Here is a 26,547-nt window from a genome sequence, read left to right as displayed (position 1 = left end):
ACCCGTTGTTCCATACGAATTACCCTGAGCGAGAACGCGAATGCACAAGAAACTCACTGGCCTGGCGCTTGGCGCCGCGCTGGCATTGACCGGAACGGCGCAGGCCGCACCGTCTTCCAATGAAGCGGCCACCGCGCGCCATTTTGCGGCCTTGGTTGCGGGCGCGCAGCCGAAGACAGCCGAGTTGAGCCTGTTTTTTTCCATGATGCCCAAGGGCGGCGATTTGCATCACCATTACTCGGGCTCCATTTACGCCGAGCAATTCCTTGACTGGGTCGACAAGGAAAACTATTGCGTCAACAAGACGACCTACCGCATCGAAAGCAACAAGGACGTCGTCGCGGCCGAGGGCGCCAAGCCGGCCGCGCAGCGTGGATGCCTGTCGTCCACGGAAGTGTTTGCCGACGCGGGCCTGTATGCGGAATTGCTGCAGCGCTGGTCGACCAAGGATTTCTATAACCACGGCGCCATCCAGACGCCGCCGGACCGTACCTTCTTCGACACCTTTGGCTACTTCGGCCCCGTCGCATCGAGCAACACGGCCGATGGCTTGAAAACCCTGAAGCAGCGCGCCATCGCGGAAAACCTCAGTTACATCGAGACGATTTTCGAGCTGTCGCCATTCGTGCAAAACGCGCAGTTCGACCAGCAGGTGCTGGCGCCGGGCTTGCCGCCGGCGGCGTTGCACGCCGTGCTGGCCAACTGGACGCAGAACCTCGAGCAGGATACAGGCTTCCAGAAAAGCATCACTGCCTATAACGACAACGTGAACGCCAGCAGCGCCGGCATCGATGACGCCAACTTCACCATGCGTTATCAGGCGTATGTGTTGCGTTTCCTGTCGCCATCGCAAGTGTTCTCGTCCATGGTGGCCGCGTTCAAGGCAGCCAGCCTGAATCCCTTGCTGGTGGGCGTGAATATCGTGGGCCAGGAAAGCGTGAATGTGTCCATGCGCGATTACAGCCTGCACATGGAAATGTTCAAGTTCCTCAAGGCAAAATATCCGAACGTCAAGATCGCCTTGCATGCCGGTGAGTTGGCGCTGGGCATCGTGCCGCCGGAAGGCATGGCTTTCCATATCGCTGAAGCCGTCGATGTGGCAGGCGCCGACCGTATCGGCCACGGCATGGATATCGCCTACGAGCATAATGCGCTGGCGACCATGCAGAAGATGCGCGAACGGGGCATACCCGTGGAAGTGAACCTGACCAGCAACGATTACATTCTCGGTATCAAGGGCCAGGCCCATCCGATCACCCTGTACCGCAAGTACGGCGTGCCATTCGTCATCTCCACCGATGACGCTGGCGTCTCGCGCAATACCCTGTCGAATGAATACGTGCTGTTTGCCAGCCAGTACAAGACCGATTATGCGGAAATCAAAAAGCTGTCGTATAACAGCTTGCGGTACTCGTTCCTGGCGGAAGCGGACAAACAGCGTTTGCTGAAAGCGCTCGATGCCCGTTTCACCCGTTTCGAAGCCTTGATCGCAAATAGTAATCGAAAAGCAACTGTGGTAAAACCATAAAAGTATTTCAGCTCTCCTGCCTTTCACGCGACCGCAACTAGCGGTCGCGTAACCTCCTATTCCTCATAGTTACAAATTCCTCCTTTTGTCATTTTTGTTGTGCCTTTACGACACAAAATGTCGCGCTGATAGTGCTTTCTTGCAATTATTTTCTGAAACAATTTCCAAGTCTTGCCGCTCATCTATAATTTCGCCCCGATGAGGTGAGCTTGCTTGGTTGATACAAAAAATGCGGCTTCCAGCGGTGATTTATACTTTTTATATATAAATTATTAAAAAAAAACGTATTTGTCAGCCTACAGACCTTAATGCATAGTTGGACGGCGAAGAATTGAATAAGTCATTTTTGATATCGCTTTTGTGACAATTCAGGATGTCTAGCGGCTCCTGTCACATTGCGGTCATATCCATGTAACGGATTTGAAATATTCGATCTCTATACTGCCGTGTCTAGTTGGATAGTTTCCGTGTTTCACCACAATATAAGCAAGTCAAAATCTTGTAAGTTACAACACACTCTAGGGGGTTCAAATGCAGTTCATTCAACAACCAAAATTGCGACTAAGTATGATCGCAGTGGCATGCCAATTGGCTTGCTTCGGCATCTCTACTGCGCATGCGCAAAGTGCTGAAGGCACGGTATCGCCATCGACGGTTACCGTTACCGGGAAAAAAGTTGGTATGGGCTTGATGGTGCAGGAAGATGCGCCAAAGGCACGCAGTACCGTGACAGCCGAGGAGTTGGCAAAACAGCGTCCAACCGGCAATGCATACGACGCCCTGACCCTGTTGCCATCGGTGAACACCTATGGCTACGATGCGACCGGCCTGTTTGGTGGTGGCTTGGCCATGCGCGGTTTCAATAGCGATCAGATCGGCGCGACTGTCAATGGCGTGCCTGTGAACGACTCCGGTAATTTCGCTGTATTTCCACAAGAATATGTAGATCAGGAAAACACCTGCTCGCAATTTGTGACCCAAGGCTCGACCGACGTTGATTCTCCTCAAGTGGGCGCAACTGGCGGTAACTTTGGTATTACTACCTGCGATCCAGAGGATAAATTCCGTGTACGCGTCATGCAAACCCTGGGCCAGTTGAATCTGGCAAAGTCGTATGTACGTGTTGATACCGGTCGTTTTGCCAATGACAAAGCCAAGGCATTCATGTCGGTGTCGAATGCGCAAGCGGATAAATGGAAAGGTAAGGGTAAAGCCGATCGTACCCACGTTGACGTTGGCTTCAATTACGACTGGAACCGTTTTAATTACATACATGCCTCTATCGGTTATAACCGCGCGATTAATAATAATTTCCGTTCGCTCACGCTGAAAGAGCTGGCCACCGAAGGTTACGACGCTGATTACAGCTCCACTTATGCTGGCCAGGCTGCACTCAGCCCCGGCAAGGCAAGCGTTTCCGGCCCACAAGCAGGCACTGGCCAGCCAGCTGCTTACTACAAGCTGGCCCTGAACCCCTTCGAGAACGTTATCGCGTCGGCGATCGGTAAATTCCGTCTGGCTGAAGATCTGGATCTGAAAGTCGTGCCTTACTACTGGTATGGCTTCGGCACTGGCGGCGTGCAGCAAAATACGCTGAAAGAAACCGGCGGCTTCCTCAATCCTGTCACTGGCAAGATCGCCGCAAGCAAGGATTTGAACGGCGACGGCGACAGCCTCGACACCGTATCGATCTATCGCGGCAGTCTGACCCGAACCCATCGTCCTGGCGTCACGACTTCGATCACGTATAACGTGGGCGATCACCAGATCCTGGGTGGCATCTGGTACGAGCGTGCGAATCACCGTCAAACGGCACCTGGCCAACTGGTCAATGCAGATGGCTCCGCACCGGATATCTGGCTGCGCAACAACCTGATTACCCGTCCGGACGGCACCTTGTATCAAAACCGCGATTGGGAGACTGTCAGTACGGCTTACCAAGCGTTCTTGCAAGATACCATCACCTTGATGGACAACAAGCTGAACGTTAACATCGGCGTGCGTGCTCCATACATCAAGCGTGATTTCACCAATAACGCCAGTGAAGGTAGCAATTCGCAAACCACGTACAACGTGTCGAAGACTTACTCGGATGTGTTGCCACAATTGGGCGCGCGTTACCGTGTTACCAACGACGACCAGATCTTTGCCAGCCTGGCGAAGAATATGCGTGCGCCGAACAACTTCGTGCTGGCGCCGAACAACCCGCCGTACGTGACTGTGACGAATGGTGTTGCCAGTATCGTCAAGGACGTCAAGCCCGAAGTGTCGTGGAGCCTGGACGTTGGCTACCGTCATCAAACCAAAGACATTTCGACCTCGCTGACCGCTTTCTACACGGACTTTAAAGATCGTCAGGCAACCGCGATCGATCCAAACACACTGACCAGCCTGACGACCAACGTTGGCAAAGTGCGTAACAAAGGTATCGAGCTGGAAGTCGGCAATACGCCGATCAACGGCTGGTCGGTTTATGGGTCGCTCGGCTACCTGAAGACCAAGATGGAAGATGATCTGGCCGTGGTCGCCAAAACCGTCAATGGTAAAACCATTGTTGGTTATGCACCAACCGCTGGCAAGGATTTCTCCCTGTCTCCTAAGCTGAAAGCCGGCTTGAGTGCCTCTTATGAAACCAACGCCTGGTATGTTCGCGTAAAAGCCCGTTACACCGCATCGCAATACGCTACGCTGGTGAATGACGAGGAAGTACCAGCGTACACCCTGGTTGATCTGGATGCGGCATATCAGTTGCCAACTTTCGGCATGTTCAAGAATCCCAAGCTGACCTTGAACGTATCGAATTTGTTGAACCGTGAGTACCGCAACCCAAGTTCCGGCACTGGTATTGGCGCCAATGATATCGTTACGGCTGCTGGTACGTTCGCCGGTCGCGCACCAACTTACTATATGGGTGCGCCGCGCTTTGCATCGGTCACCCTGCGCGTCGACTTCTAAGCATGGCTGTCAACTTCGTAGCTGCCCTGCAGAGCAGCGCGAAGTTGTATCCACCAGGCTGAGATAACAAGAGTACAGGCCTTCGGGCCTGTTTTTTTATGGGTAAGGATGTTTCACCGTCTTTGCCATTGGTGCCCCCTGTCCAGGAGTCTCCGCATGATCCCACCCCTTTCCCTCCACCTGCCTCTAGCGAGGTTGCCACGTCTGCTCATGCTTGCCCTGTTGATGAGCGGTTGCGCCACCCATCCCGTGGCGCCCGTCGATATCAATCTGGTCGCCCTGAACGACTTCCACGGCAACCTCGACCGCAGCAAATTCACCTACACGAGTACCGCCGATGCCGAGCGCAGGACGGTGCAGGCCGGTGGCATCGATACCTTGTCTGGCGCCCTGACAGCGTGGCGGGGCGAAGATGCGCAACTGATTTTTGTCGGCAATGGCGACCTGGTCGGTGCCAGCCCCGCCATGTCGGCGATGTGGGCGGACGAGCCCAGCATCGTGGCCATGAACATGCTGGGCATGAAGGCCAGTTCGGTCGGCAACCATGAATTTGACCAGGGCAAGGCGGAATTGCTGCGCCAGCAGCGCGGCGGTTGCGACTCCGCGCGCGCGGACAAGGCGTGCAAGTTCACACCCAATTTCAAGGGCGCCAGCTATACCTATCTGGCAGCCAACGTGATCGATACGCAAACGGGCAAGTCCCTGCTGCCCGCTTACCGGATCGAAGAGGCACATGGCGTCAAGGTGGGCCTGATCGGCGCCGTGCTGAAGGATACGCCGTCCGTGGTGACGGCCGCTGGCATTGCCGGCCTGCAGTTCGGCGATGAAGCGGACGCCATCAACGCCACCTTGCCGCAGTTGCGCGCGCAAGGCGTGGGCGTGTTCGTCGTGCTGCTGCACCAGGGCGGCGAGACGAAGGAAGCCGTCGATCAGGCCGATTGCAGCCATTTGAAGGGCGAAGTGGTCGACGTGGTGAAACGCCTCGACCCGGCCATTCAGCTGGTCATCAGCGGCCATTCGCATCAGGGCTATCTGTGCCGTGTCGATGGCCGGCTGGTGACGCAGGCACAGATGGGCGGACACATGTTGACGCGCATCAAGCTCAAGGTCGATCCCGTCAAGAATGCGGTCGTCGATGCCAGCGCGCAAAACGTCGTCATGCTGCCAGGCATGTATGAGCCGGACCCGGCCGTGGCAGCCTACCTGGAATCGGTGAAGCAGCGTAGTGCGGCCGAATTGTCGCGCCCCGTGGCTATCATCGCCGTGCCGAACGTGGGCCGCAGCACCAAGGGTGGCGGTGCTTCCGCGCTGGGCGACCTGGTGGCTGACAGCACCCTGTTCGGCGCGCGCGCTGCCGGTGCGCAAATCGCCCTGATGAATAATGGCGGCATCCGCAAGGACCTGGAAGCGGGCGCCGACCTGATGACGAACGTGGGCCAGAACCAGGCAGTTGTACCGTTCGGCAATACCCTTATCGTCGTGAGTCTTTCTGGCGCGCAAATCCGTACCTTGCTCGAACAGCAATGGCCGGGCGAAGAGGCCGGCGAGGGCAATCTGCTGCAAGTGTCGGAAGGCTTCAGCTACCGCTGGGACAGCACGCAGCCGCTGGGCCAGCGCGTGCTGCCGGGCAGCATCATGCTGAATGGCGTGGCCATTGATGACGGCCAACGATACCGTGTCGCCGCCAACAGTTTCCTGGCCGATGGCGGCGACCGCTTTACCGTGCTGGCGGCGGGCACGCGCCGCCTGGACACGGGCGTGCGCGACATCGACGCTTTCAGCAATTACCTGATCGACCGTGCGCGCGCCGGCAAGCCCGCTGGCAGCGCCACGGCGGCCGGGCGCATCGTGCGCATCAAATAATTTACAAGGAATAACCATGCGTCGTTTATCTGTTTCTCTGCTCGTCACTACCCTGTTCGCGGGCACGGCCCACGCGGATTTCACCATTCCCGGCTTTGAGCTGGTGCACACTTCGCCCGTGGAAACGAGCTTGACCAATCCCGACCTGCGCGAACCCGTTGCCGTGTGGAGCGAGCTGTTCGATTCGGCCAAGAAAGAAATCGTCATCGCCCAGTTTTATGCTGTCAGCAAGCCGGGCACGGCTTTTGACAAGGTGTTGGCCAGTTTGACGGCGGCCGGCCAGCGTGGCGTGAAAATCCGCTTCCTGTTGGACCAGAAGGGCGTGGGCTTGTCGGAAGCGGCGACCATCGCCCAGATCAAGGCCATTCCCAACCTGGACTTGCGCCTCATCGATTTCAATAAAATCACGGGCAACGGTATCGTGCACGCGAAATACCTGGCCGTCGATGGCCAGGTGGCGTACATCGGCAGCCAGAATTTCGACTGGCGTTCGTTCGAGCACATCCATGAGGCGGGCTTGAAGATCACGGAAGCGACGATGGTGGGCCAGGTGCAAGCCATCTTCGAGCAGGATTGGCAAGCCCAGGCGTTGACGTCGCAAGGCGGCCGTGCCACGGTGCTCAACAGCAAGGTCGTGCCGGCTAACTACGCGCAAAACGCCTTTTTGCTGGCCAGCCCGAATGCGTATAACCCGGCCGGCGTGGGCGACTCGGAAACGGGTTTGCCCGCCTTGCTGGCGGAAGCGAAAAGCGAAGTGCGCATCCAGCTGCTCGATTACGCGCCCTTGTCCTACGGCCCGAACCGCACGCGGCCATACTATGCCGTGATTGACAACGCCGTGCGCGCAGCCGCCCAGCGTGGCGTCAAGATCAAGCTGATGGTGTCAAGCTGGAACACGGAAGCGCCCGCCATCGCCTACCTGAAAAGCCTGGCCCTGGTGCCGAACGTGGAAATCCGCATCGTGACGATTCCTGCCGCTTCGACGGGTTTCATTCCATTTGCGCGCGTGATCCACAGCAAGACCATGAGTATCGATGGCAAGCTGGCCTGGGTCGGCACGAGCAATTGGGCGGGCGGCTATTTCGATTTGTCGCGCAACCTGGAAGTGGTGCTGCGCAACGACGCCATGGCACAGCGTATTGCCGCGCTGCATGAGCAGACGTGGAGCTCGGTCTATGCGCAGCCCATCGACATCAACAAGCAGTATCCGAAGCCGGCCAAGGCCGCGCCGCAAGGCAAGGAGTAATGCTGAACATGAAAAAATTACTCTGCGTGCTGGCGCTGGGCGCCGCTTTCGCTTCCGGCAATGTACTGGCGTGGGGCAACGATGGTCACCGCGCCGTGGGCGCCATCGCCGATCAATTGCTCAAGGGTAGTGCGGCGCAGGCGCACATCACTCAATTGCTGTTGCCTGGCGAAAACCTGGAAAAGATCGCCAACTGGCCCGATTGCGTGAAGGGCACGTATTGCGGTCCGCAAACGCCGGAAATGCTGACCTTTGTCGCGGCAAACCCCAAGCATGGCGAATACCATTACACGAATGTGCCGTTCCAGAACGCGCACTACCATGATCATGGCGTGGGCACGGCCGATGACGATATCGTGCAGACGCTTAAGCAGGCGATCCTGGTATTGCAAGGCAAGGCTGATGCGGCCAGCAATTCGCATGGCTTCAGCCAGCGCGAAGCCCTGATCCTGATCACGCACCTGGTGGGCGATATCCACCAGCCTTTGCATGTGGGCAATGCGTTTCTCGGCAAGGATGGCCAGTTTTTCGTGCCCGCGACGCAGGCGCAAATCGACGACGTCGCCATTTTCAACGCACGCGGCGGCAACGACCTGCTGCTCGACGATGCGAAGATGACGGCACTGTCGGACGCCGTGATTCCCGCGCCGCTACCGGCGGAAGAGGGCGCGCTCAAGCCCGCCAGCGCGTATCCGAAGTCGCCCACCAAGCCCCTGCATTCCTACTGGGATACGACCGTGGTCGATTACGCCATGCGCCGCCTGAGCACGCGTACGCCGCAGCAGTTCGCCCGCACCGTGATCGCCAGCTCGCCTGTGGTGAGCGCCAATAGCGGCGACCCTTCCATCTGGCCGTATCAGTGGGCCGATGCCTCGCTGGCGGCGTCAAAGATTGCTTTTACGGACGTGGTGGCCGGCCCCGCCACCCAGCAGGCCAGCCGCAAGGGCGAGGTGTATAACGTCTGGGCCTTGACGGTGCCGGACAATTATCCCGTGCCCAGTTCGGCGCTGGCGAAGCAGCAGCTGATCGAGGGCGGCTATCACCTGGCCGCCGTGTTGCAGGCGATCTGGCCACAGTAAAAGTGTCATTTGAAAGCGGCCTGTGGGCCGCTTTTTTCATGCCAGGGTAACGGTAATTCCCATCTCGCGGTAGGGGGCCAGTAACGCATCGTCGACGTCACGGTGCACGATGATGTCGTTGACCTGGCTCAAGGGCACGATTTGGAACGGCGAAGCCGTATTGAATTTTTCCGGCGAGGCTAGCACGACGGTGCGGTTTGACGCCTCGCTCAGCGCGCGCTTCACGCATGCTTCTTCGTAATCGCCCGTGGTGATGCCCGCTTGCGGATGCAGGCTGGACACGCCCATGAAATACAGGTCGGCGCGGATGCGGGCTATGGCTTCCACGGTGGCCGCGCCGACGCCCACGATGGAGTGTTTGTACAGGCGTCCGCCCAGTATCAGCACCTCGATGCCAGGGTGATTCACCAGTTCGACGGCAATCGACGGACTATGCGTGACGATGGTGGCGCGCAATTCTCGCGGCAACTGGCGCGCCAGTTGCACGGCGGTCGTGCCGCCATCGAGGAACACCACTTGTCCCGTTTGTATCATGGCGGCCGCCGCGCGGCCAATGGCGGGTTTGGCTTCGGGCGATATCCGTTCGCGCCCCGCAAACGCCGCCAGCGCGGGCGAGCGCGGCAGCAAGGGCAGGGCGCCACCGTGTACGCGTTCCAATAACCCTTCTTTTGCCAGCTCGCGCAGGTCGCGCCGTATCGTGTCTTCCGACAAGCCCAAGGCATCACTGACGGCCCTGGCGACGATTTGCCCGTCGCGCTGGAGCAAGTCCAGCAAGTACTGTTTGCGTTGATGTGTCAGCATGGGTTTCTTGAGTTATCTTATATTTTCTTGATATTGCACGAGTTTGCATGATAAAGTCGACAAAGGCAAGCACACGCAAGCACACGGAGACACTATGCGCGAAGAAAATATTGAACAGCAACGGGTACGCATACAGCACGTGCAGACCCTGTCGCACGACTGGTATTTATTGCAAAAGACCACGTTCGATTACTTGCGCCACGATGGCCGGTGGCAGACGCAGACGCGGGAAACCTATGACCGCGGCGATGGGGCCACCATCCTGCTCTACAACAAAGTCAAACGCACGGTGATCCTGATCCGCCAGTTCCGCTTTCCCACTTACCGCGAGGGCCACGATGGTTTCCTCATCGAAACAGCGGCCGGCTTGCTGGAAGAGGCTAGTGCGGAGCAGCGCATCCGCGCCGAAGTGGAAGAGGAAACCGGTTACCGGGTGGGGCAGGTGCAAAAGATATTCCAGGCTTTCATGAGCCCCGGTTCCGTGACGGAGCGCCTGCATTTCTTTGTTGCCGAATACGACCCCGCCAGCCGCATCGGCAACGGCGGCGGCCTGGCGCATGAAGGCGAGGATATTGAAGTGCTCGAGCTGCCTCTGGCGCAAGCGCTGCAGATGGTGGCCGATGGCCGCATCTGCGATGGCAAGACCATCATGTTGCTGCAGCATGCGCAGTTGCACTTGATGCCGCCAGCGCAAGCGATGCGGCGGGGCCTGCAGATTCTGGTTGCCGGCCCCTACCGTTCCGGCACGGGCGACGATCCCGCCCTGATGGCGGCGAATTTGGCGGCCATGCAAGCCGTCTGCCTGCCGCTGTATGCCAAGGGACACATGCCCGTGCTCGGTGAATGGCTGGCTCTGCCTATGCTGGCGCTGGCCGGTTCAATCCGGGTGGGCGATGCCGTGTATGAGGAACTGTTCCACGCGCATGCGACGCGTTTGCTCAGCCATTGCGATGCCGTACTGCGCCTAGTCGGCGCGTCCCAGGGCGCCGACCAGATGGTGGCCGTGGCGCGCGGCCTGGGTCTCCCTGTATTTTTCTCGCTGGACGAGATTGCACAGGCGTAAAAAAAGCGAAGCCCACGGGCTTCGCTTTTTGTCATTTTAGGGAGCGCCTGAAAAATTCCCAGGGCTAGGCGTCTTGCCGAAGGCAGTACGAATGTACGACGAGGCAATGCAACGACGCCATGGGTATTTTCTCAGGTGCTCCTAACGCGATTTCACGAATGGGATACCGATAGCCTTTGGCGCGATGGATTTCGCCATCAAGCCCGCCAGCACGATCACCGTAACCACGTACGGCACCATCTGGATCAGCGAGCCGGGGATGCGGCCCACGACAGGCAAGTCCACGCCTTCGATCTGGATCTGGATGGCGGCGAAGAAGCCGAACATCAGACAGCCCAGGAAAGTGTAGACGGGACGCCAGTTGCCGAACACCATGGCCGTCAGGGCCAGGTAGCCGGCGCCGGCCGACATGTCGCGCAGGAAGAAGCCGCTTTGCACGATGGCCAGGTAGGCGCCCGAGAACGAGCACAGGATGCCGGCCACCAGCATGGCCAGGTAGCGCGTCGCTTCCACGCTGACGCCGGCCGAGTCCGCCGCATGCGGGTTTTCGCCGCAGGCGCGCAGGCGCAGGCCGAAGCGCGTGTGGTACAGCAGCCAGTGCACGAGCGGAATCAGCAGGAAGGCCACGTAGACGAGGATGGAATGGCCGCCGATCAGATGGGCATACACCCAGCCGATGAAGGGAATGTGCTCCACGTACTGTGTGCCCGGCAAGACCACGTCGAACAGCCGCGCCGAACCGAGGTCGGGCGTGCGGCCGCCTTGCTGGAAGAAAAATTGCGCCAGAACAAACGTCAGGCCGCTCATGGCGATATTGATGGCCATGCCGGCTACCAGCTGATTGCCCTTTTGCGTGATGCTGACATACGCTTGCAGCAGGGCCAGGGCGACGCAGACCAGCATGCCGGCCGCCATGCCGTAGTACGGGTTTTGCGTCGTGTAGGCCACGGCGGCGGAAGCGAAGGCGCTGGCCAGGATCTTGCCTTCCAGGCCGATGTCGATCATGCCGCTGCGTTCGGCAAACAGGCCGGCCATGGCGGCAAAGATCAGGACGGGCGCATTGCGCACGGTCGATACCAGGATGCTGGCGAAATGGAAGTCGTCGAGTGTCATGGTTTAGCCTTTGGTGCGCTTGAGCAGGGCGGAAATGGCCGGAGCATAAAAGTTTTCCATCGCGCCGCAGAACAGGATGATCAAGCCCTGGATGAAAATGAAGGTTTCCGTCGGGATATTCGGTTTTTCCAGCGACAGGTCGAAGCCGCCCTGGATCAGCGCGCCGAACAGCACGGCCGACAGGAAGATGCCGACCGGATGCTGGCGGCCCATCAGCGCGATGGCGATGCCGATGAAGCCGGCGCCACCGACGAAGTTGAGCGACAAATAATGCGTCGAACCCATGATGGAATTGACGGAACCCAAGCCCGCCAGCGCGCCGGAAATGAGCATGACGATGATGATCATCTTGCTGATTGACACGCCCGCATAGTGGGCCGCATGCTTGTTGAGGCCCGTGGCGCGCAGCTTGAAGCCCCACGACGAGCGCCAGACCATCACGCCATAGATGACCAGCGCGGCAATTGCCAGCAGGAAACTGATGTTCAGCGGCGTGTCGCCCAGCGACGGGAACCAAGTGGAGAGGCGCGGCATTTCGCCGCTTTCCGCAAACACGCGGCTGGCCGTGTTCTGCTCGCCCGGTGGAATCAGGTACTTCACGATGATGAAGTTCATCAGGCTGGCGGCGATGAAGTTGAACATGATGGTGGTGACGACGATATGGCTGCCGCGCTTAGCTTGCAGATAGCCGGGCAGCAAGCCCCACAGCGCGCCGAACAGGGCCGCACCGATCATGGCGGCGGGAATCAAGAGCCAGGCGGGCAGGGTCTGATCGAAGGCCAGCATGGCCACCGTCAAGCCCAGGCCGCCGATATACATCTGGCCTTCGGAACCGATATTGAACAGGCCGGCCTGCATCGCCACGGAAACCGACAGGCCCGTGAAAATGAAGGTGCTGGCGTAGAACAGGGTGTAGCTCAGGCCTTCCGGATTGAGGATGGCGCTGTTGACGAGGATACCCAGCGATTCGGCTGGGTCTTCGCCCAGCATATAAATTACCAGGGCGGCGACCAGCAAGGCCGACAGCAGGTTTAACATGGGCATGACAAAGGCTGTCGCCCAGCGTGGCAAGTCGTTATTCATGATTTATGCATTCCCCCCATCAACAGACCGATGCGGGTGGTATCGAATTCTTCAATTTTCAGTTCGCCGGTGATGCGTCCGCCGCACATGACGAGAATGCGGTCGGCCAGCGCCCGCACTTCTTCCAGTTCGACGGACACCAGCAGGATCGCCACGCCTGCGTCGCGCAGGGCCAGCAATTGCGTATGGATGCTTTCGATGGTGCCGATGTCGACGCCGCGCGTGGGCTGGCCCACCAGCATCAGTTTCGGCTTGGCCAGCACTTCGCGCGCGATCACCACCTTTTGTTGGTTACCGCCCGACAACAAGCCGATGCGCAAGTCCGGGTTGGCCGGGCGTACGTCGAAAGTCTTCAGCAGTTCCGCGCAGCGGGCGCCGATAGCCTTGAAGTTGAACAAGCCCCAGCGGTTTTTCAGGTGATCCTGGTAGCCGAGGATGGTGTTTTGCATGACGGAGAAATTCTTCACCACGCCATCGCGCAAACGGTCTTCCGGAATATGGGCGATGCCCAGTTCGCGGAAGGCCAGCGGCAAACCGTCGGCGTCAGTGCGCTTGGCAAATGGCAAGTCCTTGTCCAGGAAGCGCAGCTTGCCCGAAGTGGGCAAACGCATGCCGGACAAAATTTCCAGCAGTTCGCTCTGGCCATTGCCGGAAACGCCCGCGATGGCGACGATTTCGCCGGCACGCAAGTTGAAACCGATGTCGGCCAGCAATTTGACCTGTTGCGCGTCGGCTAGTTGCAAACCATCCACTTCCAGCACCGTGGCGCCCGGGTTGTAGGGCGCACGCGGCAGATGGCTCTGGATGGGGCGGCCGACCATCATATTGGCCAGTTCCTCTTTCGAGGTGGTCGCCGTGGCGACGGCGCCCACCACCGTGCCGCCGCGCATGACGGTGACGTTGTCGGTGATTTCCAGGATCTCTTGCAGCTTGTGCGTGATCAGGATGATGGTTTTGCCTTGCTCCTTGAACAGACGCAGGATTTCAAACAGCGAGGCCGTTTCTTGCGCCGTCAGCACGGCCGTCGGCTCGTCGAGGATCAGGATATTGGCGCTGCGGTAAATCTGCTTGAGAATTTCCACCCGCTGCTGCGCACCGACGGAGAGGTCTTCGATCTTCGCCAGCGGGTCGACGTCGAGGCGGTAGCGCGTGCAAATGTCGCGCAATTTGGCTTCCGCTTCGGTGCGATGGCTGGCCAGACGAAAACCGCCTTCCGTGCCCAGCATGATATTGTCGAGGACGGTGAAGTTCTCGACCAGCATGAAATGCTGGTGCACCATGCCGATGCCGAGATTGATCGCTTCCTGGCTGTTGCGGATAGGCTGTACTTTTCCGTCGAGCAAGATTTCTCCGCCGTCGGCACGGTAATACCCGTACAGGATGCTCATCAAGGTCGATTTGCCGGCGCCGTTTTCCCCCACCAGGCCGTGGATACTGCCCTTGGCGATGGAGAAGCTGACGTCGGCGTTCGCCTTCACATGTCCAAACTGCTTGGAAATGCTGCGAAATTCTACTGCTGGCTGCATAGGTTCATAACTGGATAGTTTCATGGAAACGCGCCGCGCGGGGACAGGCCCCGGCGGCGCGCTAGAAGATACGGAGAAAAATTAAACCGGGCAGCTGCTGCCGACGCGGTAATCGATCACTTTGATCTTGCCATCGATAATGTCCTTACGCGCACCCAACACGCGCTTTTCGATTTCTGGCGTAATCAGCTTGCGGTTGTTGGCGTCGAGCGCCCAATCCACGCCGCCTTCTTTCAATCCTTTGTAGCTGACGCCGCCCTTCCAGGTGCCGTTCTTGACTTGCATGAAGCTGTCATACACGGTGTTGTCGACGCGCTTGACCATCGAAGTCAGGATGCTGCCTGGATACAAACCATTCTGGTTCGAATCGACGCCGATCGCCAGCTTGCCTTTTTCCTTGGCCATTTGCAGGGTGCCCATGCCGCTGCCGCCAGCGACGGCGAAGACGACATCGACGCCGCGCTCGAATTGCGAGCGGGCCAGTTCGCCACCCTTGGCCGGATCATTCCAGGCGCCGGAGGTGGTGCCAACCATGTTTTGCGTGATTTCCGTCTTCGCGTTCACGGCCTTGACGCCTTGCGCGTAGCCACAGGCGAAGTTGCGGATCAGGGGAATATCGATGCCGCCGATAAAGCCGACTTTCTTGCTCTTGCTGGCCATGGCCGCAGCCACGCCCACCAGGTAGGAGCCTTCTTCTTCCTTGAAGACGACGGAATTGACGTTGCTGCCGGCAGCCTGGCCGTCGATCAGCACGAATTTCACATTCGGAAATTCCTTGGCGACCTTTTGCACGGCTTGCGTTTGCGCAAAGCCGATGGCGGCAATCATGTCGAGTTTCTTGCGGGCCAGGCCACGCATGACTTGTTCAGCCTGCGTATCGCTTGAGGCCTGCACTTCGATGAAGGAAATGCCTGTGTCTTTTTTGAAGCGTGATGCGCCTTCGAAAGCGGATTGGTTGAACGACTTGTCGAACTTGCCGCCCGCGTCATACACGACACCCAGTTTTGGGGTAGCCGCGGACGCTTGAGCAGTTAAAAATACGGCTGCGATCGTCAAACTAAATTGTGTAAGTTTCATGAGTGGCTCCTGGAAGATCGATATTGTATATTTTTTATAGGTGAAACATATAATTTGGGGCCGATTTAGCCTGTTTTTGATGCACGAGGTGATGATTCCTTATCAACATTGCACTGTATTGCACAAGATCATTGCTGGCCTTGTCTGCTTTAATGTCGTCAATGTGATGCTCATGCAACAGTCGCGCCCCGTCTCTTTTATAGGTACAACATCGAATGTGGCTGCCGGAGCGGGCTGGGATGCGCCGTCAATTGACGGGCAGGGCAAGCACGGAACCGGCGCCGCGATGGGCGTCCGGATCACTATGCATCATGCCAGATATGTATGACAAATACGTTTTTGTTTAGCTATTTATATGAAAGTCATATAAATTGGCCGCGTCAGACCGGGCCGCGTCAGCCTGGCGTCAGGTTGACGGGGGATTGATGATATTCAGGAAGGCCCGCACGACAGGGGCGTCGTCCAGTGTGGTGTAGCTGATGTACAGATTGGCCGATGGGGGATTGGTCTTGATCGGCAGGAAGACGACGCCGGGCCAGCCGATGCGGCTCGTGGTTTCCGGCACCAGGGTCACGCCCAGGCCCGCGCCCACCATGGCCAGCAAGGTTTGCGGCTCGCTCGCTTCCTGGAAAATCACGGGCTCGAAACCGGCATTGATGCAGCATTGCACCAGGTAGCGGGGAAAGGCCGACTTGTCGAGGTTCAAGGTGAGCATGGGCTCGTGAGCGATGTCGATCAGCTCGATGGCCGTGTTTTTTGCCAGCGGATGGTGTTCATTGACGGCCACGCAGACGTTTTCGCGGAAGCACAATTCCTGGCGTAAATTATCGTGACGCAAGTCGTCGTCGTTAAGCTTCGGTTCGCGCCAGAAACCCACGTCGATCTGCTTGGCGCGCAAGGCTTCGTATTGCACCGTGGGACCGAATTCATGGATGGTCCAGGTGACGCGGGGAAATTTGGTCTGGAATTCTTCCAGCAGGCTGGGGATGGGACCCCACATGGCCGAGCCGACGATGCCCACGCGTAAGCGGCCCACTTCGCCGCGGTCGATCTGACGGATGGTGTCGATGGTCATGCGCATCTTGGCCAGCAGATCGGCTGCCTCGTTCATCAGCGCCTTGCCCGCCACGGTCAGCTCGAAGGTGCGCGTGGTGCGCGCAAACAGGCGCACGCCCAATTCGCTTTCCAGTTTCATGATCTGCTGGCTCAGGGGCGGCTGCGAGATATGCAGGCGCTCGGCGGCGCGGCTGAAGCTTTTCTCCTCGGCGACGGCAAGAAAATACTTTAACTGTTTCAGATCGATGGACATGCTTTCCTTGGCGTTGCGTCTTGCTAGGCGATGGAACTGTGTGTGCACCGCTGGCAGTGCGCACACTTCTATACAGCAGTCTTATTATCGTGCCACGAGCGCCTGCATGGCAATGGCCAGCGCGGTGCCGACCTGGGCATTGTGCTTGACCAGGGCGATATTCGTCGCCAGGCTGCGCCCGTCCGTCAACTGCTTGATGCGCGACAACAGGAATGGCGTGACTTGCTTGCCCTTCACGCCGCCCGCGTCCGCTTCTTGCAGCGCTTGCGTGGTGATCGCGTCGATTTCTTCCTTCGGCATGGCTTGCGCGGCCGGCACCGGGTTGCTGACGATCACACCGCCTGTCAAGCCCAGCTGCCACTTGGTGTCGATGAAGGCGGCCTGCTCGGCGGCGGTATCGAGGCGGAAATCGGCCTTGAAGCCGCTTTCGCGCGTAAAGAAAGCGGGAAAACCTTCCTGGCCCACGCTGATGACGGGCACGCCATGCGTTTCCAGGTATTCCAGGGTCAGGCCGATGTCGAGGATGGATTTGACGCCCGCGCAGACGACGGCCACCGAGGTTTGCGCCAGTTCCTGCAAGTCGGCGGAAATGTCGAAGCTGGTTTCCGCGCCGCGGTGCACGCCGCCGATGCCGCCCGTAACGAACACGGCGATGCCGGCCAGCTGCGCGCAAATCATGGTGGCGGCCACGGTGGTGGCGCCCAATTTACCCTGCGACAAGACGAACGGCAGGTCGCGGCGGCTGACCTTCATGGCGTCGGGCGAGGTGCCCAGCAGTTCCAGCTGCTCTGGCGACAAGCCCACACAAATCTTGCCGCCGATGATGGCGATGGTGGCCGGCACGGCACCGCCGTCACGGATGATCTGTTCCACTTCGCGCGCCATTTCCACGTTTTGCGGATACGGCATGCCGTGCGAAATGATGGTCGATTCCAGCGCCACGATGGCCTTGCCGGCGGCGCGCGCGTCGAGTACTTCTTGCGAGAACAAGAGGAAATTCTGTAATTGGGTCATGTTAGTCCTGTTGAAAGAGGCTAGGGGGAGGCGGCGCCAGATCGGCGTCGTCGATGTCGTCGAGCGCGCCGGCCGAAATCAGGGGCGAGACGGTGGCGTCGGATTCCAGGGTCATGGCGGCCAGCTTCAGACCGCGCCGGCACGCCAGTTTCAAATCGCTGCTGTCGTGGTACAGCGACCAGCAGACGGCGGCGGAAAACGCGTCGCCAGCGCCCGTCACGTCGACGGCGTCCACTTCGCGCGCGGCCAGGTGGACAATAGGCGCGTCCGGGCTGTCGCCATCCGTAAAGTACACGCCTTCGCCGCCGCAGGTGACGATCACCTGGCGCGCGCCCTGGCGCTGCACTTCGCGGCAGGCGGCGCGCACCTCAAACGCCGTCGGCAAGGCGCGCGCCACGCGCGTTTCCAGTTCGCCCCGGTTCAAGATCAGCAGGTGCAAGCCCGTCAGGTCTTGCGGCAGGTGCGCCATCTTTGGCTGCGAGACGGCGACGATGACGAGCGGCGTTGCGTGGGCCGCGTCCTGGCGCGCGTCGGCCAGCAGTGTTTGCACGCTGTCGTGGCCCAGGTTCAGGTCGCAGACGGTGAGAGCGGCGGCGGCGCGCTGCGGCTGGCGGCTATGCAAAAAGGTTGGGGTCAGCTGTTCGTAGAGTTGCATGTTGGCCATCGCCAGCAGCATTTCGCCATGTTCGTCGAGCACGGCCGTGTAAGTGCCGCTGCTGGTGTTGCTCAGATGTAAGCTGCCGCGCATATCGATACCCGCGTCTTCCGCATGCGTCTGCAGGGCGTGGCCGGCAGCGTCGTCGCCCAGCGCCGTCAGCAGGGCGACCGGGATCGACAGGCGGGCCAGGTTTTCCGCGATGTTGCGGCCTACACCGCCAAACACTTCTTCCGAGCGCACGGGATTCGAGGTGCCCATCTGCAGGGTCGCCAGAGTGCGCATCTTGCGGTCGAGGTTGGCGGCACCGATGCACAGCACGGGGCGGCTGTCGGGCAGCACGTAAGCGCGTCCCAGCAGGCGCCGCTCGCGTATGAGTCCAGCGATATGGCCGGCGACGGCCGAGCGCGACAAGCCCAGCTCGCTCGCCAGGTCTTGCTGCGAGATGAAGGGGTTGTTGCGGATCAGCGTGTACAGCTGGTCTTTTTTATTGGTATCGTTCACTGGGTTTTCGTCGAAGGGTTAAACATTTGTCTTAAACTGTAAACATTTGTCTTTGTTGTGTCAAGCGTGTGTGAGATTCGTGTCAGGCATGCGCCAAAAGTGGTCGTATGGAGCTTGTATGCATGCATTTCCCGGGCATGGCGAACCTGGGCTTGTCTCGACTATAATATCGGCCATTTATATTTGAATTATATAAATGGGCAAGAAAAATGGTATTTGCCATACATATTCCGTTTGATGCATAGTGGCGGCAAATAGAGGCAATACGCATTTCGATATACCTGTAACACCATACATACCCGATACCTGGGCCGCAGTCCCTTACCGGGGAAGCAACCATCATCATCAGTCAAACAGAGGATAACCATGTCTAATAACACCCCTTTCCACGCCGCCGAAATCATCCGTGCCCGCGCCCCAGAAAATTTCAAGCCGCGCGTGGCGATGATCCTCGGCTCCGGCCTGGGTGTATTGGCCGAGCAGATGACGGACGCCGTCAGCATCAGCTTTGACGAATTGCCGGGTTTCCCGATCAGCACCGTGCACGGCCATGCCGGCGAACTGGTGGTCGGCAACCTGTCGGGCGTCGCCGTCGTCTGCATGAAGGGCCGTGGCCACTTCTATGAAGGCTATGGCATGGGCGTGATGACGAGCGCCATCCGCACCCTGAAACTGCTGGGCTGCGAAATGCTGTTCGTCACCAACGCCGCCGGTTCCCTGCGCCCTGAAGTGGACGCCGGCAGCCTGGTGGCCATCAGCGACCATATCAACCTGCTGCCAGGCACGCCGATGGTCGGCCCGAACGACGACCGCTTCGGTCCGCGCTTCTTCAGCATGGCCAACGCCTATGACGCCGAACTGCGCCAGCAAGTCAAGGACACGGCGGCCGCCAGCGGCATCACCCTGCACGAAGGCGTGTTCGTCGCCTACCCTGGCCCGAACTTCGAAACCGCTGCGGAAATCCGCATGATGGCCCGCCTGGGCGCCGACACGGTTGGCATGTCCGTGGTGCCGGAAGTGGTCTCGGCCCGTCATTGCGACCTGAAAGTGGTGGGCGTGTCCGTCATCACCAACCTGGCCGAAGGCATGTCGCCATTCGCCCTGTCGCACGAACAAACCCTGAAATACGCGGCCATCGGCGCGAAAGACCTGGTCAAGCTGATCCTGGCTTTCCTGGCCAAGGTTGCTGAAAAACCGCAAGCTTAAGCACTTTTTTACGCAGTAGCGGCGCGCCGGCCACCGGCGCTGCCGCGCGGCAGGCCGGGGAAATCCGGCCTACACTATCCGCATCATCCCGCATCATTCCATAAAGCGAGCCTTATCATGTCACGCGCATTTATCCTCCTGCTTGATTCCTTCGGCCTTGGCGCGACGCCAGACGCCGCCAAGTATGGCGACGCAGGTGCCAATACCTTTGGCCACATTGCCAGCACTGTCGCCAAAAGCGGCAAGACCTTGAAACTCCCGAACATGGAACGCCTGGGACTGGGCGCCGCGGCGCACCTGGCCAGCGGCGAATGGGCCACGGGCTTCGACCAGCGCGACGGTTTCACCGGCGCCTACGGCGCGGCGCGCGAGCGCTCCACCGGCAAGGATACACAGAGCGGCCATTGGGAAATCGCCGGCGTGCCCGTGGAATTCGACTGGGGATATTTTCCCCGCACCACGCCGTCGTTCCCCGCCGACTTGACCGACAAACTAAAAGCCATGTCGGGCGTGCCCGGCTTCCTCGGCGACTGCCATGCTTCGGGCACGGACATCATCAACAAGCATGGCGATGAACACGTCGCCACCGGCAAGCTGATTATTTATACGTCGGGCGACTCGGTGATGCAGATCGCCGCGCACGAAGAATCGTTCGGCCTCGAGCGCCTGTACCAGGTGTGCGAAATGGCCTTCAAGCTGGTCGAACCGTACAACATCGGTCGCGTCATCGCACGCCCGTTCACCGGCAGCAATGGCAACTACACGCGCACCAGCAATCGCCACGACTATGCCGTCGCGCCGCCAAGCAAGACCCTGCTCGATCACGTCAAGGATGCCGGTGGCGAAGTCGTCGGCCTGGGCAAGATCAGCGACATTTTCGCTGCTCAAGGCATCTCGCGCGTCGTCAAGGGCGTCGACAACATGGCGCTGTTCGAAGCGCTGTTGAAGACGGCCGATGAAGTGCAGGACAAGTCGCTCACCTTCGTCAATTTCGTCGATTTCGACCAGGCCTTCGGCCACCGCCGCAACGTCGAGGGCTATGCCGACGCACTGCGCGAAATGGATGCCCGCCTGCCGGAATTCATGGCCAAGCTCAAGGAAGGCGACCTGGTCGTGATCACCGCCGACCATGGCTGCGACCCGACCTGGCACGGCTCCGACCACACCCGCGAACACATTCCGATGATCTTCTTCGGTCCCGGCGTCGCCCCGCGCGCACTGGGTATTTCCGAGACGTTCTCCGATATTGGCCAAACCCTCGCCAAGCACCTTGGCGTACCACCACTTGCTAATGGAACCAGCTTGTTATGACACTCATGCACCCCGAATTCAAGCGTAACGAGGCCGTAGGCCTCGACCTGGGCTGGATCAACCAGATCCGCGTCAACCGCGCCGCGACAGACCGCCGCGCGGCCAGCCTGGCGAACCGCCGTACGGTGAAAAAGGAATACCAGGCCGCCTGGCTGGTGAAAGCCATCCAGATGATCGACCTGACCACCCTGGGCGGCGACGATACGCCGGGCCGCGTGGAACGCCTGTGCATGAAGGCCATGCGCCCCTTGCGCTCCGACCTGATGGATGCCCTGGGCTTGACGCAATTGAGCACCGGCGCCGTGTGCGTGTACCACGAGATGATCCAGCCGGCCGTGAAAGTCATCCAGGGCCGCTTGCCCATCGCCGCCGTGTCGACGGGTTTCCCGGCCGGCCTGACGAGCATGGAAACGAAGCTGCGCGAGATCGAACTGTCGGTCGCCGCCGGCGCTTCCGAGATCGATATCGTCATCACGCGCCAGCATGTCCTGAACGGCAACTGGCAAGTGCTGTACGACGAAATGCTGGCTTACCGCAAGGCCTGCGGCGAAGCGCACGTGAAGGCGATTCTGGCCACGGGCGATTTGCTGACCATGGAAAACGTGGCCAAGGCTTCGTGGGTTTGCATGATGGCAGGCGCCGATTTCATCAAAACCTCCACCGGCAAGGAAGGCGTGAACGCCACCATTCCCGTGGCCCTGACGATGGTGCGCACGATCCGCGAATACCACGAGCAGACGGGCTTCCAGGTGGGCTTCAAGCCTGCCGGCGGCGTCAGCTCGGCCAAGAGCGCGCTGCAATACCTGACCCTGATGAAGGAAGAACTGGGCAACGAATGGCTGCAGCCGCACCTGTTCCGCATCGGCGCTTCCAGCCTGCTGACCGACATCGAGCGCCAGCTCGAGCACTACGTCACCGGCAGCTACTCGGCCAATCATCGTCACGCACAACCTTAAAGAACATTCGTCATGCCTACAATTAACGAGATTCTCACTACTATGGACTACGGCCCTGCTCCCGAAAGTCAAAAAGAAGCACAGGCGTGGCTCGACGGCCACCAGCGCACATTCGGCCTGTTCATCGACAATGTCTGGAGCGAGCCGGCCGAGCTGTTCGCTTCGACCAATCCGGCCGACGGCAGTGCCCTGGCCGAGCTGACGCAAGCGAGCGACCTTGACGTGGAACGCGCCGTGGAAGCGGCGCGCCGCGCGCTGCCCGTTTGGCAAGGCATGGGTGGCCATGGCCGCGCCAAGGTCATGTACGCGCTGGCACGCTTGCTGCAGAAGCATTCGCGTCTGTTCGCCGTACTGGAAACCCTGGACAACGGCAAGACCATCCGCGAAACGCGCGATATCGATCTGCCGCTGGCCGCGCGCCATTTTTATCATCACGCCGGCTGGGCGCAGCTGCAATCGGAAGAATTCGCCGACTACCGCGCCGTGGGTGTGGTGGGCCAGATCGTGCCGTGGAATTTCCCCCTGCTGATGCTGTCGTGGAAAATCGCCCCGGCCCTGGCGGCCGGTAACACGGTGGTCTTCAAGCCGGCTGAATTCACGTCGCTGACCGCCATGCTGTTCGCCGAGTTGTGCCTGCAAGCTGGCGTGCCGGCCGGCGTGGTCAATATCGTCACCGGCGACGGCCGCGTGGGTTCGGCCATCGTCAACCATCCTGGCGTCGACAAGATCGCGTTTACGGGCTCCACGGAAGTGGGCCGTTTGATTCGTGTAGCGACGGCCGGCAGCGGCAAGAAGCTGTCGCTGGAGCTGGGCGGCAAGTCGCCGTTCATCGTCTTTGAAGACGCGGACCTGGATGGCGCCGTGGAAGGCTTGGTCGATTCGATCTGGTTCAACCAGGGACAAGTGTGCTGCGCCGGTTCGCGCCTGCTGGTGCAGGAATCGATCCAGGAACGCTTCCTGAACAAGGTGCGCGCGCGCATGGAAAACCTGCGCCTCGGTTCGCCCCTGGACAAATCGATGGACGTGGGCGCGCTGGTCGATCCGGTGCAGCGCCAGCGCATCGCCGCGCTGGTCGATACCGCCCGCGCCGAAGGCTGCGACGTGTGGCAACCGGCGTGTGAATTGCCTGCCGATGGTTCGTGGTTCCCGCCCACCCTGATCACGGGCGCGTCCACGTCGGCCGCCGTGGCACAGGCTGAAATCTTCGGTCCCGTACTGGTGGCGATGAGCTTCCGCACGCCGCCTGAAGCGGTGCAACTGGCGAACAACACGGTGTACGGCCTGGCCGCCAGCGTGTGGACCGAGTCGATCAGCCTGGCCCTCGATATCGCTCCCGCCATCAAGGCTGGCGTGGTGTGGATCAACAGCGCCAACCAGTTCGATGCCGCTTGCGGCTTCGGCGGCTATCGGGAATCGGGCTTCGGCCGCGAAGGCGGCCGCGAAGGCATGCTGGAATACATGACGGCCCTGGCCGAAGATGCGCGCCCGGCCTTGCCGGTGGTGCAGGCCAAGGCCAAAGGGAATGCGAAACCGGCGGTAGCCGACCCCATCGCCATCGACCGCACGGCCAAGATGTACATCGGCGGCAAGCAGGCGCGCCCTGACAGCGCCTACAGCGCGCCCGTATTCGGCGCGAACGGCGCCCTGCTGGCCGAAGTGGGCGTGGGTAGTCGCAAGGATATCCGCAACGCTGTCGAAGCGGCGCATAAAGCGTCCGGCTGGAGCAGCGCGACGGCGCACAATCGCGCGCAAGTGCTGTACTACATCGCCGAAAACCTGGCGGCGCGCGCCGATGAATTTGCCGCCCGCATTGCCGCCATGACGGGCAGTAAAGATCCTGAGAAGGAAGTGCAGGCATCGATTGAACGCCTGTTCTATTACGCGGCCTGGGCCGACAAGTACGATGGCCTGGCGCACCAGCCGCCCACCAAGGGCATCACCGTGGCGCTGAACGAAGCGGTTGGCGTGATCGGCATCGTTTGCCCGAATGAAGCGCCTTTGCTGGGCTTCATCTCGCTGGTGGCGCCGGCCATCGCGCTGGGCAACCGCGTGGTGGTGGTGCCATCGGAAGCGCATCCGCTCTCCGCGCTGGACCTGTACCAGGTTTTCGATACGTCCGACTTGCCTGGCGGCGTCGTCAACATCATCAGCGGCAACGCCGATGAACTGGCGCGCACCTTGGCCACGCACGCCGACATCGACGCCGTCTGGCGCCACGACGGTTCCGCCGAAGGCTGCGCGGAAGTCGAGCGCTTGTCGGCTGCTACCCTGAAGCGCACCTGGGTCGGCGGCGCCAAAGGCCGCGACTGGTATAGCGCCGCCCAAAGCGGCGGCCGTGCCGTGCTGGCGCATGCGTCGCAAGTGAAAAACGTGTGGATTCCTTACGGCGTCTAATCGATAAGTAGTGCTGGCAAAGCTGGGGTCAGAGCTGTCGGCTCTGACCCCAAATCTCATGATCGGAGTTATTCGATGTTGTTAACCCAGGAAATTATTCGCAAGAAGCGCGACAAGGGCGTGTTGAGCGCCGAGGAAATCCAGTTTTTCGTGCGTGGCATCACTGACGGCAGCGTCAGCGAAGGCCAGATCGCGGCGCTGGGAATGGCCGTCTTTTTCAACGACATGAACATGGACGAGCGCGTGGCGTTCACCCTGGCCATGCGCGATTCCGGCCACGTGCTCGATTGGCGTTCGCTGAACCTGCCCGGCCCTGTCGTCGACAAGCATTCGACGGGCGGCGTGGGCGACGTCGTTTCCCTGCTGCTGGGCCCTATGGTCGCCGCGTGCGGCGGTTACGTGCCGATGATCTCGGGCCGCGGCCTGGGCCACACGGGCGGCACGCTGGACAAGTTCGATGCCATTCCCGGCTACTGCACCGTGCCGGACAATGAACTGTTCCGCAAGGTGGTGCAGGATATCGGCGTGGCCATCATTGGCCAGACGGCGCAGCTGGCGCCGGCCGACAAGCGTTTTTACAGCATCCGCGACGTCACCGCCACGGTGGAATCGGTGGCCATGATCACCGGCTCCATCCTGTCGAAGAAACTGTCGGCCGGCCTGGACGCGCTGGTGATGGATGTCAAAGTGGGCACGGGCGCCTTCATGCCGACCTATGACAAGTCGGTGGAGCTGGCCGAGAGCATTGTCGCCGTCGGCAATGGCGCGGGCATGCAGACGTCGGCCATCCTGACGGACATGAACGAATCGCTGGCGCCATATGCTGGCAATGCGCTGGAAGTGCGTGGCGCCATGGATTACCTGACGGGCCGTTCGCGTCCCGCGCGCCTGCATGAAGTCACCCTGGCGCTGTGCGCCGAGATGCTGGTGCTGGGCGGCCTGGCTGCGACTGAAGAAGAAGCGCGCGTGAAATTGATGGCTGCCCTCGATTCGGGCGAAGCGGCCGAGCGCTTCTCGCGCATGGTCTCCGCGCTGGGCGGCCCGGCGGACTTGATCGAGGATCCGGACAAGCACCTGGAGCAGGCGCCGTTCGTCGTGCCGGCACCAGCGCTGTCGTCCGGTTACGCGAATGTGCGCGATTGCCGCGCCATCGGCCTGGCCGTGGTGGCCTTGGGTGGTGGCCGCCGTCGCCCGACGGACAGTATCGATTTCGCTGTCGGCCTGACGGATCTGGTGGGCCTGGGCGAGCCAGTGGCTGTCGGCCAGCCGCTGGCCATGGTGCATGCGCGTACGCCAGCGGCAGCGCAGCAAGCCGTCAAGGAAATCCAGGATGCGTATGCCATCAGCGCAGTGGCGCTGACGCCCAATCCTGTCATTTACCGTACCATTCGTCCGTAAATACTTTTAGCCCCATAGCAAGATCTGGGGTGACCTCAACACATAGATATAAAAATGAATAACCAAGAACTGATCGCCGAAGCCAATGCTGGCCGTGAACTGGCCTACGCGCCGTATTCGCGTTTCAAGGTGGGCGCAGCCCTGCTGTGCAAGGATGGCCGCGTCTTCCGTGGCTGTAACGTGGAAAACGCCGCGTATGGCCTGTGCAACTGCGCCGAGCGCACGGCGTTTTTCAGCGCCATCGCGCATGGCTGCAAGCCGGGCGATTTCGCCAAGCTGGCCGTCACGGGCGATACGGCGGAACCGATCTCGCCATGCGGCGCCTGCCGCCAGGTGATCTTCGAGATGGGCGGCGCCGACCTGCCGGTGATCCTGACGAACCTGAAAAACGATGTCATGGAAGTGACGGCGGGCTGGCTGCTGCCGCACGGCTTCGGCAATTCCGACCTGGACATGCAGTAACAGG

20 protein-coding genes and 1 pseudogene are annotated in these 26,547 nt (G+C 60.1%); 13 read left to right on the top strand and 8 right to left on the bottom strand.

Annotated features, from left to right (window positions below; translation table 11 throughout):
• Window positions 1–40: 40 nt before the first annotated feature.
• The 5 genes from ACQ4W7_RS23895 to ACQ4W7_RS23875 all read left to right on the top strand — a co-directional run bounded on the left by ACQ4W7_RS23895 (window position 41) and on the right by ACQ4W7_RS23875 (window position 8,671).
• The gene (locus tag ACQ4W7_RS23895) at window positions 41–1,528 is read left to right on the top strand and encodes an adenosine deaminase family protein (RefSeq protein ID WP_436533761.1); all 1,488 of its coding nucleotides are present in this window, start codon (window positions 41–43) and stop codon (window positions 1,526–1,528) included.
• 531 nt (window positions 1,529–2,059) lie between these two features.
• A complete protein-coding gene (locus ACQ4W7_RS23890) occupies window positions 2,060–4,483 on the top strand; it encodes a TonB-dependent receptor (protein WP_436533759.1) in 2,424 nt (807 codons plus the stop codon).
• 156 nt (window positions 4,484–4,639) lie between these two features.
• Window positions 4,640–6,346, top strand: a complete 1,707-nt coding sequence (locus ACQ4W7_RS23885; protein WP_436533757.1) for a bifunctional metallophosphatase/5'-nucleotidase — start codon at window positions 4,640–4,642, stop codon at window positions 6,344–6,346.
• A gap of 16 nt (window positions 6,347–6,362) precedes the next feature.
• Complete coding sequence (locus tag ACQ4W7_RS23880; RefSeq protein WP_436533755.1) at window positions 6,363–7,592, top strand: phospholipase D-like domain-containing protein; 1,230 nt, start codon at window positions 6,363–6,365, stop codon at window positions 7,590–7,592.
• A gap of 8 nt (window positions 7,593–7,600) precedes the next feature.
• The gene (locus ACQ4W7_RS23875) at window positions 7,601–8,671 is read left to right on the top strand and encodes a S1/P1 nuclease (protein WP_436533753.1); all 1,071 of its coding nucleotides are present in this window, start codon (window positions 7,601–7,603) and stop codon (window positions 8,669–8,671) included.
• Between the two features lie 36 nt (window positions 8,672–8,707).
• Here ACQ4W7_RS23875 and ACQ4W7_RS23870 read toward each other — a convergent pair whose 3' ends face one another.
• Window positions 8,708–9,472 carry a DeoR/GlpR family DNA-binding transcription regulator gene (locus ACQ4W7_RS23870; protein WP_436533751.1) on the bottom strand — a complete coding sequence of 255 codons (765 nt, stop codon included), beginning with the start codon at window positions 9,470–9,472 and terminating at the stop codon, window positions 8,708–8,710.
• Between the two features lie 94 nt (window positions 9,473–9,566).
• Between ACQ4W7_RS23870 and ACQ4W7_RS23865 the strand changes: the two are divergent.
• Window positions 9,567–10,151, top strand: a pseudogene (locus tag ACQ4W7_RS23865) (NUDIX domain-containing protein); the annotation flags it as partial.
• Between the two features lie 525 nt (window positions 10,152–10,676).
• Here the strand turns inward: ACQ4W7_RS23865 and ACQ4W7_RS23860 are convergent.
• The 4 genes from ACQ4W7_RS23860 to ACQ4W7_RS23845 form a co-directional block, all read right to left on the bottom strand.
• A complete protein-coding gene (locus ACQ4W7_RS23860; protein WP_086145100.1) occupies window positions 10,677–11,648 on the bottom strand; it encodes an ABC transporter permease in 972 nt (323 codons plus the stop codon).
• A 3-nt stretch (window positions 11,649–11,651) separates the two neighbouring features.
• Window positions 11,652–12,731, bottom strand: coding sequence for an ABC transporter permease (locus tag ACQ4W7_RS23855; protein ID WP_436533749.1), 1,080 nt, complete (start codon window positions 12,729–12,731; stop codon window positions 11,652–11,654).
• Entirely contained in the window at window positions 12,728–14,257 is a 1,530-nt protein-coding gene (locus ACQ4W7_RS23850; protein ID WP_426074209.1) for an ABC transporter ATP-binding protein, read from the bottom strand. The genes ACQ4W7_RS23855 and ACQ4W7_RS23850 overlap by 4 nt, the downstream gene beginning before the upstream one ends.
• 81 nt (window positions 14,258–14,338) lie before the next feature.
• Entirely contained in the window at window positions 14,339–15,334 is a 996-nt protein-coding gene (locus ACQ4W7_RS23845; RefSeq protein ID WP_426074210.1) for a BMP family lipoprotein, read from the bottom strand.
• Window positions 15,335–15,425: 91 nt separating this feature from the next.
• Between ACQ4W7_RS23845 and ACQ4W7_RS23840 the strand changes: the two genes are divergently transcribed.
• Window positions 15,426–15,662: a hypothetical protein gene (locus ACQ4W7_RS23840; protein WP_426074211.1), complete on the top strand. Its 237-nt coding sequence runs from the start codon at window positions 15,426–15,428 to the stop codon at window positions 15,660–15,662.
• A 78-nt stretch (window positions 15,663–15,740) separates the two neighbouring features.
• Here ACQ4W7_RS23840 and ACQ4W7_RS23835 read toward each other — a convergent pair whose 3' ends face one another.
• The 3 genes from ACQ4W7_RS23835 to ACQ4W7_RS23825 all read right to left on the bottom strand — a co-directional run bounded on the left by ACQ4W7_RS23835 (window position 15,741) and on the right by ACQ4W7_RS23825 (window position 18,816).
• On the bottom strand, window positions 15,741–16,643 hold the full coding sequence (locus ACQ4W7_RS23835) for a LysR family transcriptional regulator (protein WP_426074212.1): 903 nt from the start codon (window positions 16,641–16,643) through the stop codon (window positions 15,741–15,743).
• Window positions 16,644–16,727: 84 nt separating this feature from the next.
• The gene (locus ACQ4W7_RS23830; protein ID WP_436533746.1) at window positions 16,728–17,657 is read right to left on the bottom strand and encodes a pseudouridine-5'-phosphate glycosidase; all 930 of its coding nucleotides are present in this window, start codon (window positions 17,655–17,657) and stop codon (window positions 16,728–16,730) included.
• Between the two features lies 1 nt (window position 17,658).
• Entirely contained in the window at window positions 17,659–18,816 is a 1,158-nt protein-coding gene (locus tag ACQ4W7_RS23825) for a carbohydrate kinase family protein (protein WP_436533744.1), read from the bottom strand.
• A 366-nt stretch (window positions 18,817–19,182) separates the two neighbouring features.
• Here ACQ4W7_RS23825 and xapA point away from each other — a divergent pair, with 366 nt between their 5' ends.
• The 6 genes from xapA (at window position 19,183) to ACQ4W7_RS23795 (ending at window position 26,543) form a co-directional block, all read left to right on the top strand.
• Window positions 19,183–20,022, top strand: a complete 840-nt coding sequence (gene xapA, locus ACQ4W7_RS23820; protein ID WP_436533742.1) for a xanthosine phosphorylase — start codon at window positions 19,183–19,185, stop codon at window positions 20,020–20,022.
• Window positions 20,023–20,139: 117 nt separating this feature from the next.
• Window positions 20,140–21,333, top strand: coding sequence for a phosphopentomutase (locus ACQ4W7_RS23815; protein ID WP_436533740.1), 1,194 nt, complete (start codon window positions 20,140–20,142; stop codon window positions 21,331–21,333).
• Window positions 21,330–22,289 (top strand): deoxyribose-phosphate aldolase, encoded by a 960-nt coding sequence (deoC, locus tag ACQ4W7_RS23810; RefSeq protein WP_436533738.1) that lies wholly within the window; start codon window positions 21,330–21,332, stop codon window positions 22,287–22,289. The genes ACQ4W7_RS23815 and deoC overlap by 4 nt, the downstream gene beginning before the upstream one ends.
• Before the next feature lie 12 nt (window positions 22,290–22,301).
• Window positions 22,302–24,683, top strand: coding sequence for an aldehyde dehydrogenase family protein (locus ACQ4W7_RS23805; RefSeq protein ID WP_436533736.1), 2,382 nt, complete (start codon window positions 22,302–22,304; stop codon window positions 24,681–24,683).
• A 75-nt stretch (window positions 24,684–24,758) separates the two neighbouring features.
• Window positions 24,759–26,081: a thymidine phosphorylase gene (gene deoA / locus ACQ4W7_RS23800; RefSeq protein ID WP_436533734.1), complete on the top strand. Its 1,323-nt coding sequence runs from the start codon at window positions 24,759–24,761 to the stop codon at window positions 26,079–26,081.
• 54 nt (window positions 26,082–26,135) lie between these two features.
• Complete coding sequence (locus ACQ4W7_RS23795) at window positions 26,136–26,543, top strand: cytidine deaminase (RefSeq protein WP_116743284.1); 408 nt, start codon at window positions 26,136–26,138, stop codon at window positions 26,541–26,543.
• The last annotated feature ends 4 nt before the right edge of the window (window positions 26,544–26,547 follow it).

Origin of the sequence: Janthinobacterium algoris, assembly GCF_051380935.1 — a bacterium.
In the GTDB taxonomy this organism is placed as follows: Bacteria; Pseudomonadota; Gammaproteobacteria; order Burkholderiales; family Burkholderiaceae_D; genus Janthinobacterium.
The sequence above is the reverse complement of the archived record's forward strand: the minus strand, read 5'-3'. Positions and strand labels throughout refer to the sequence as shown.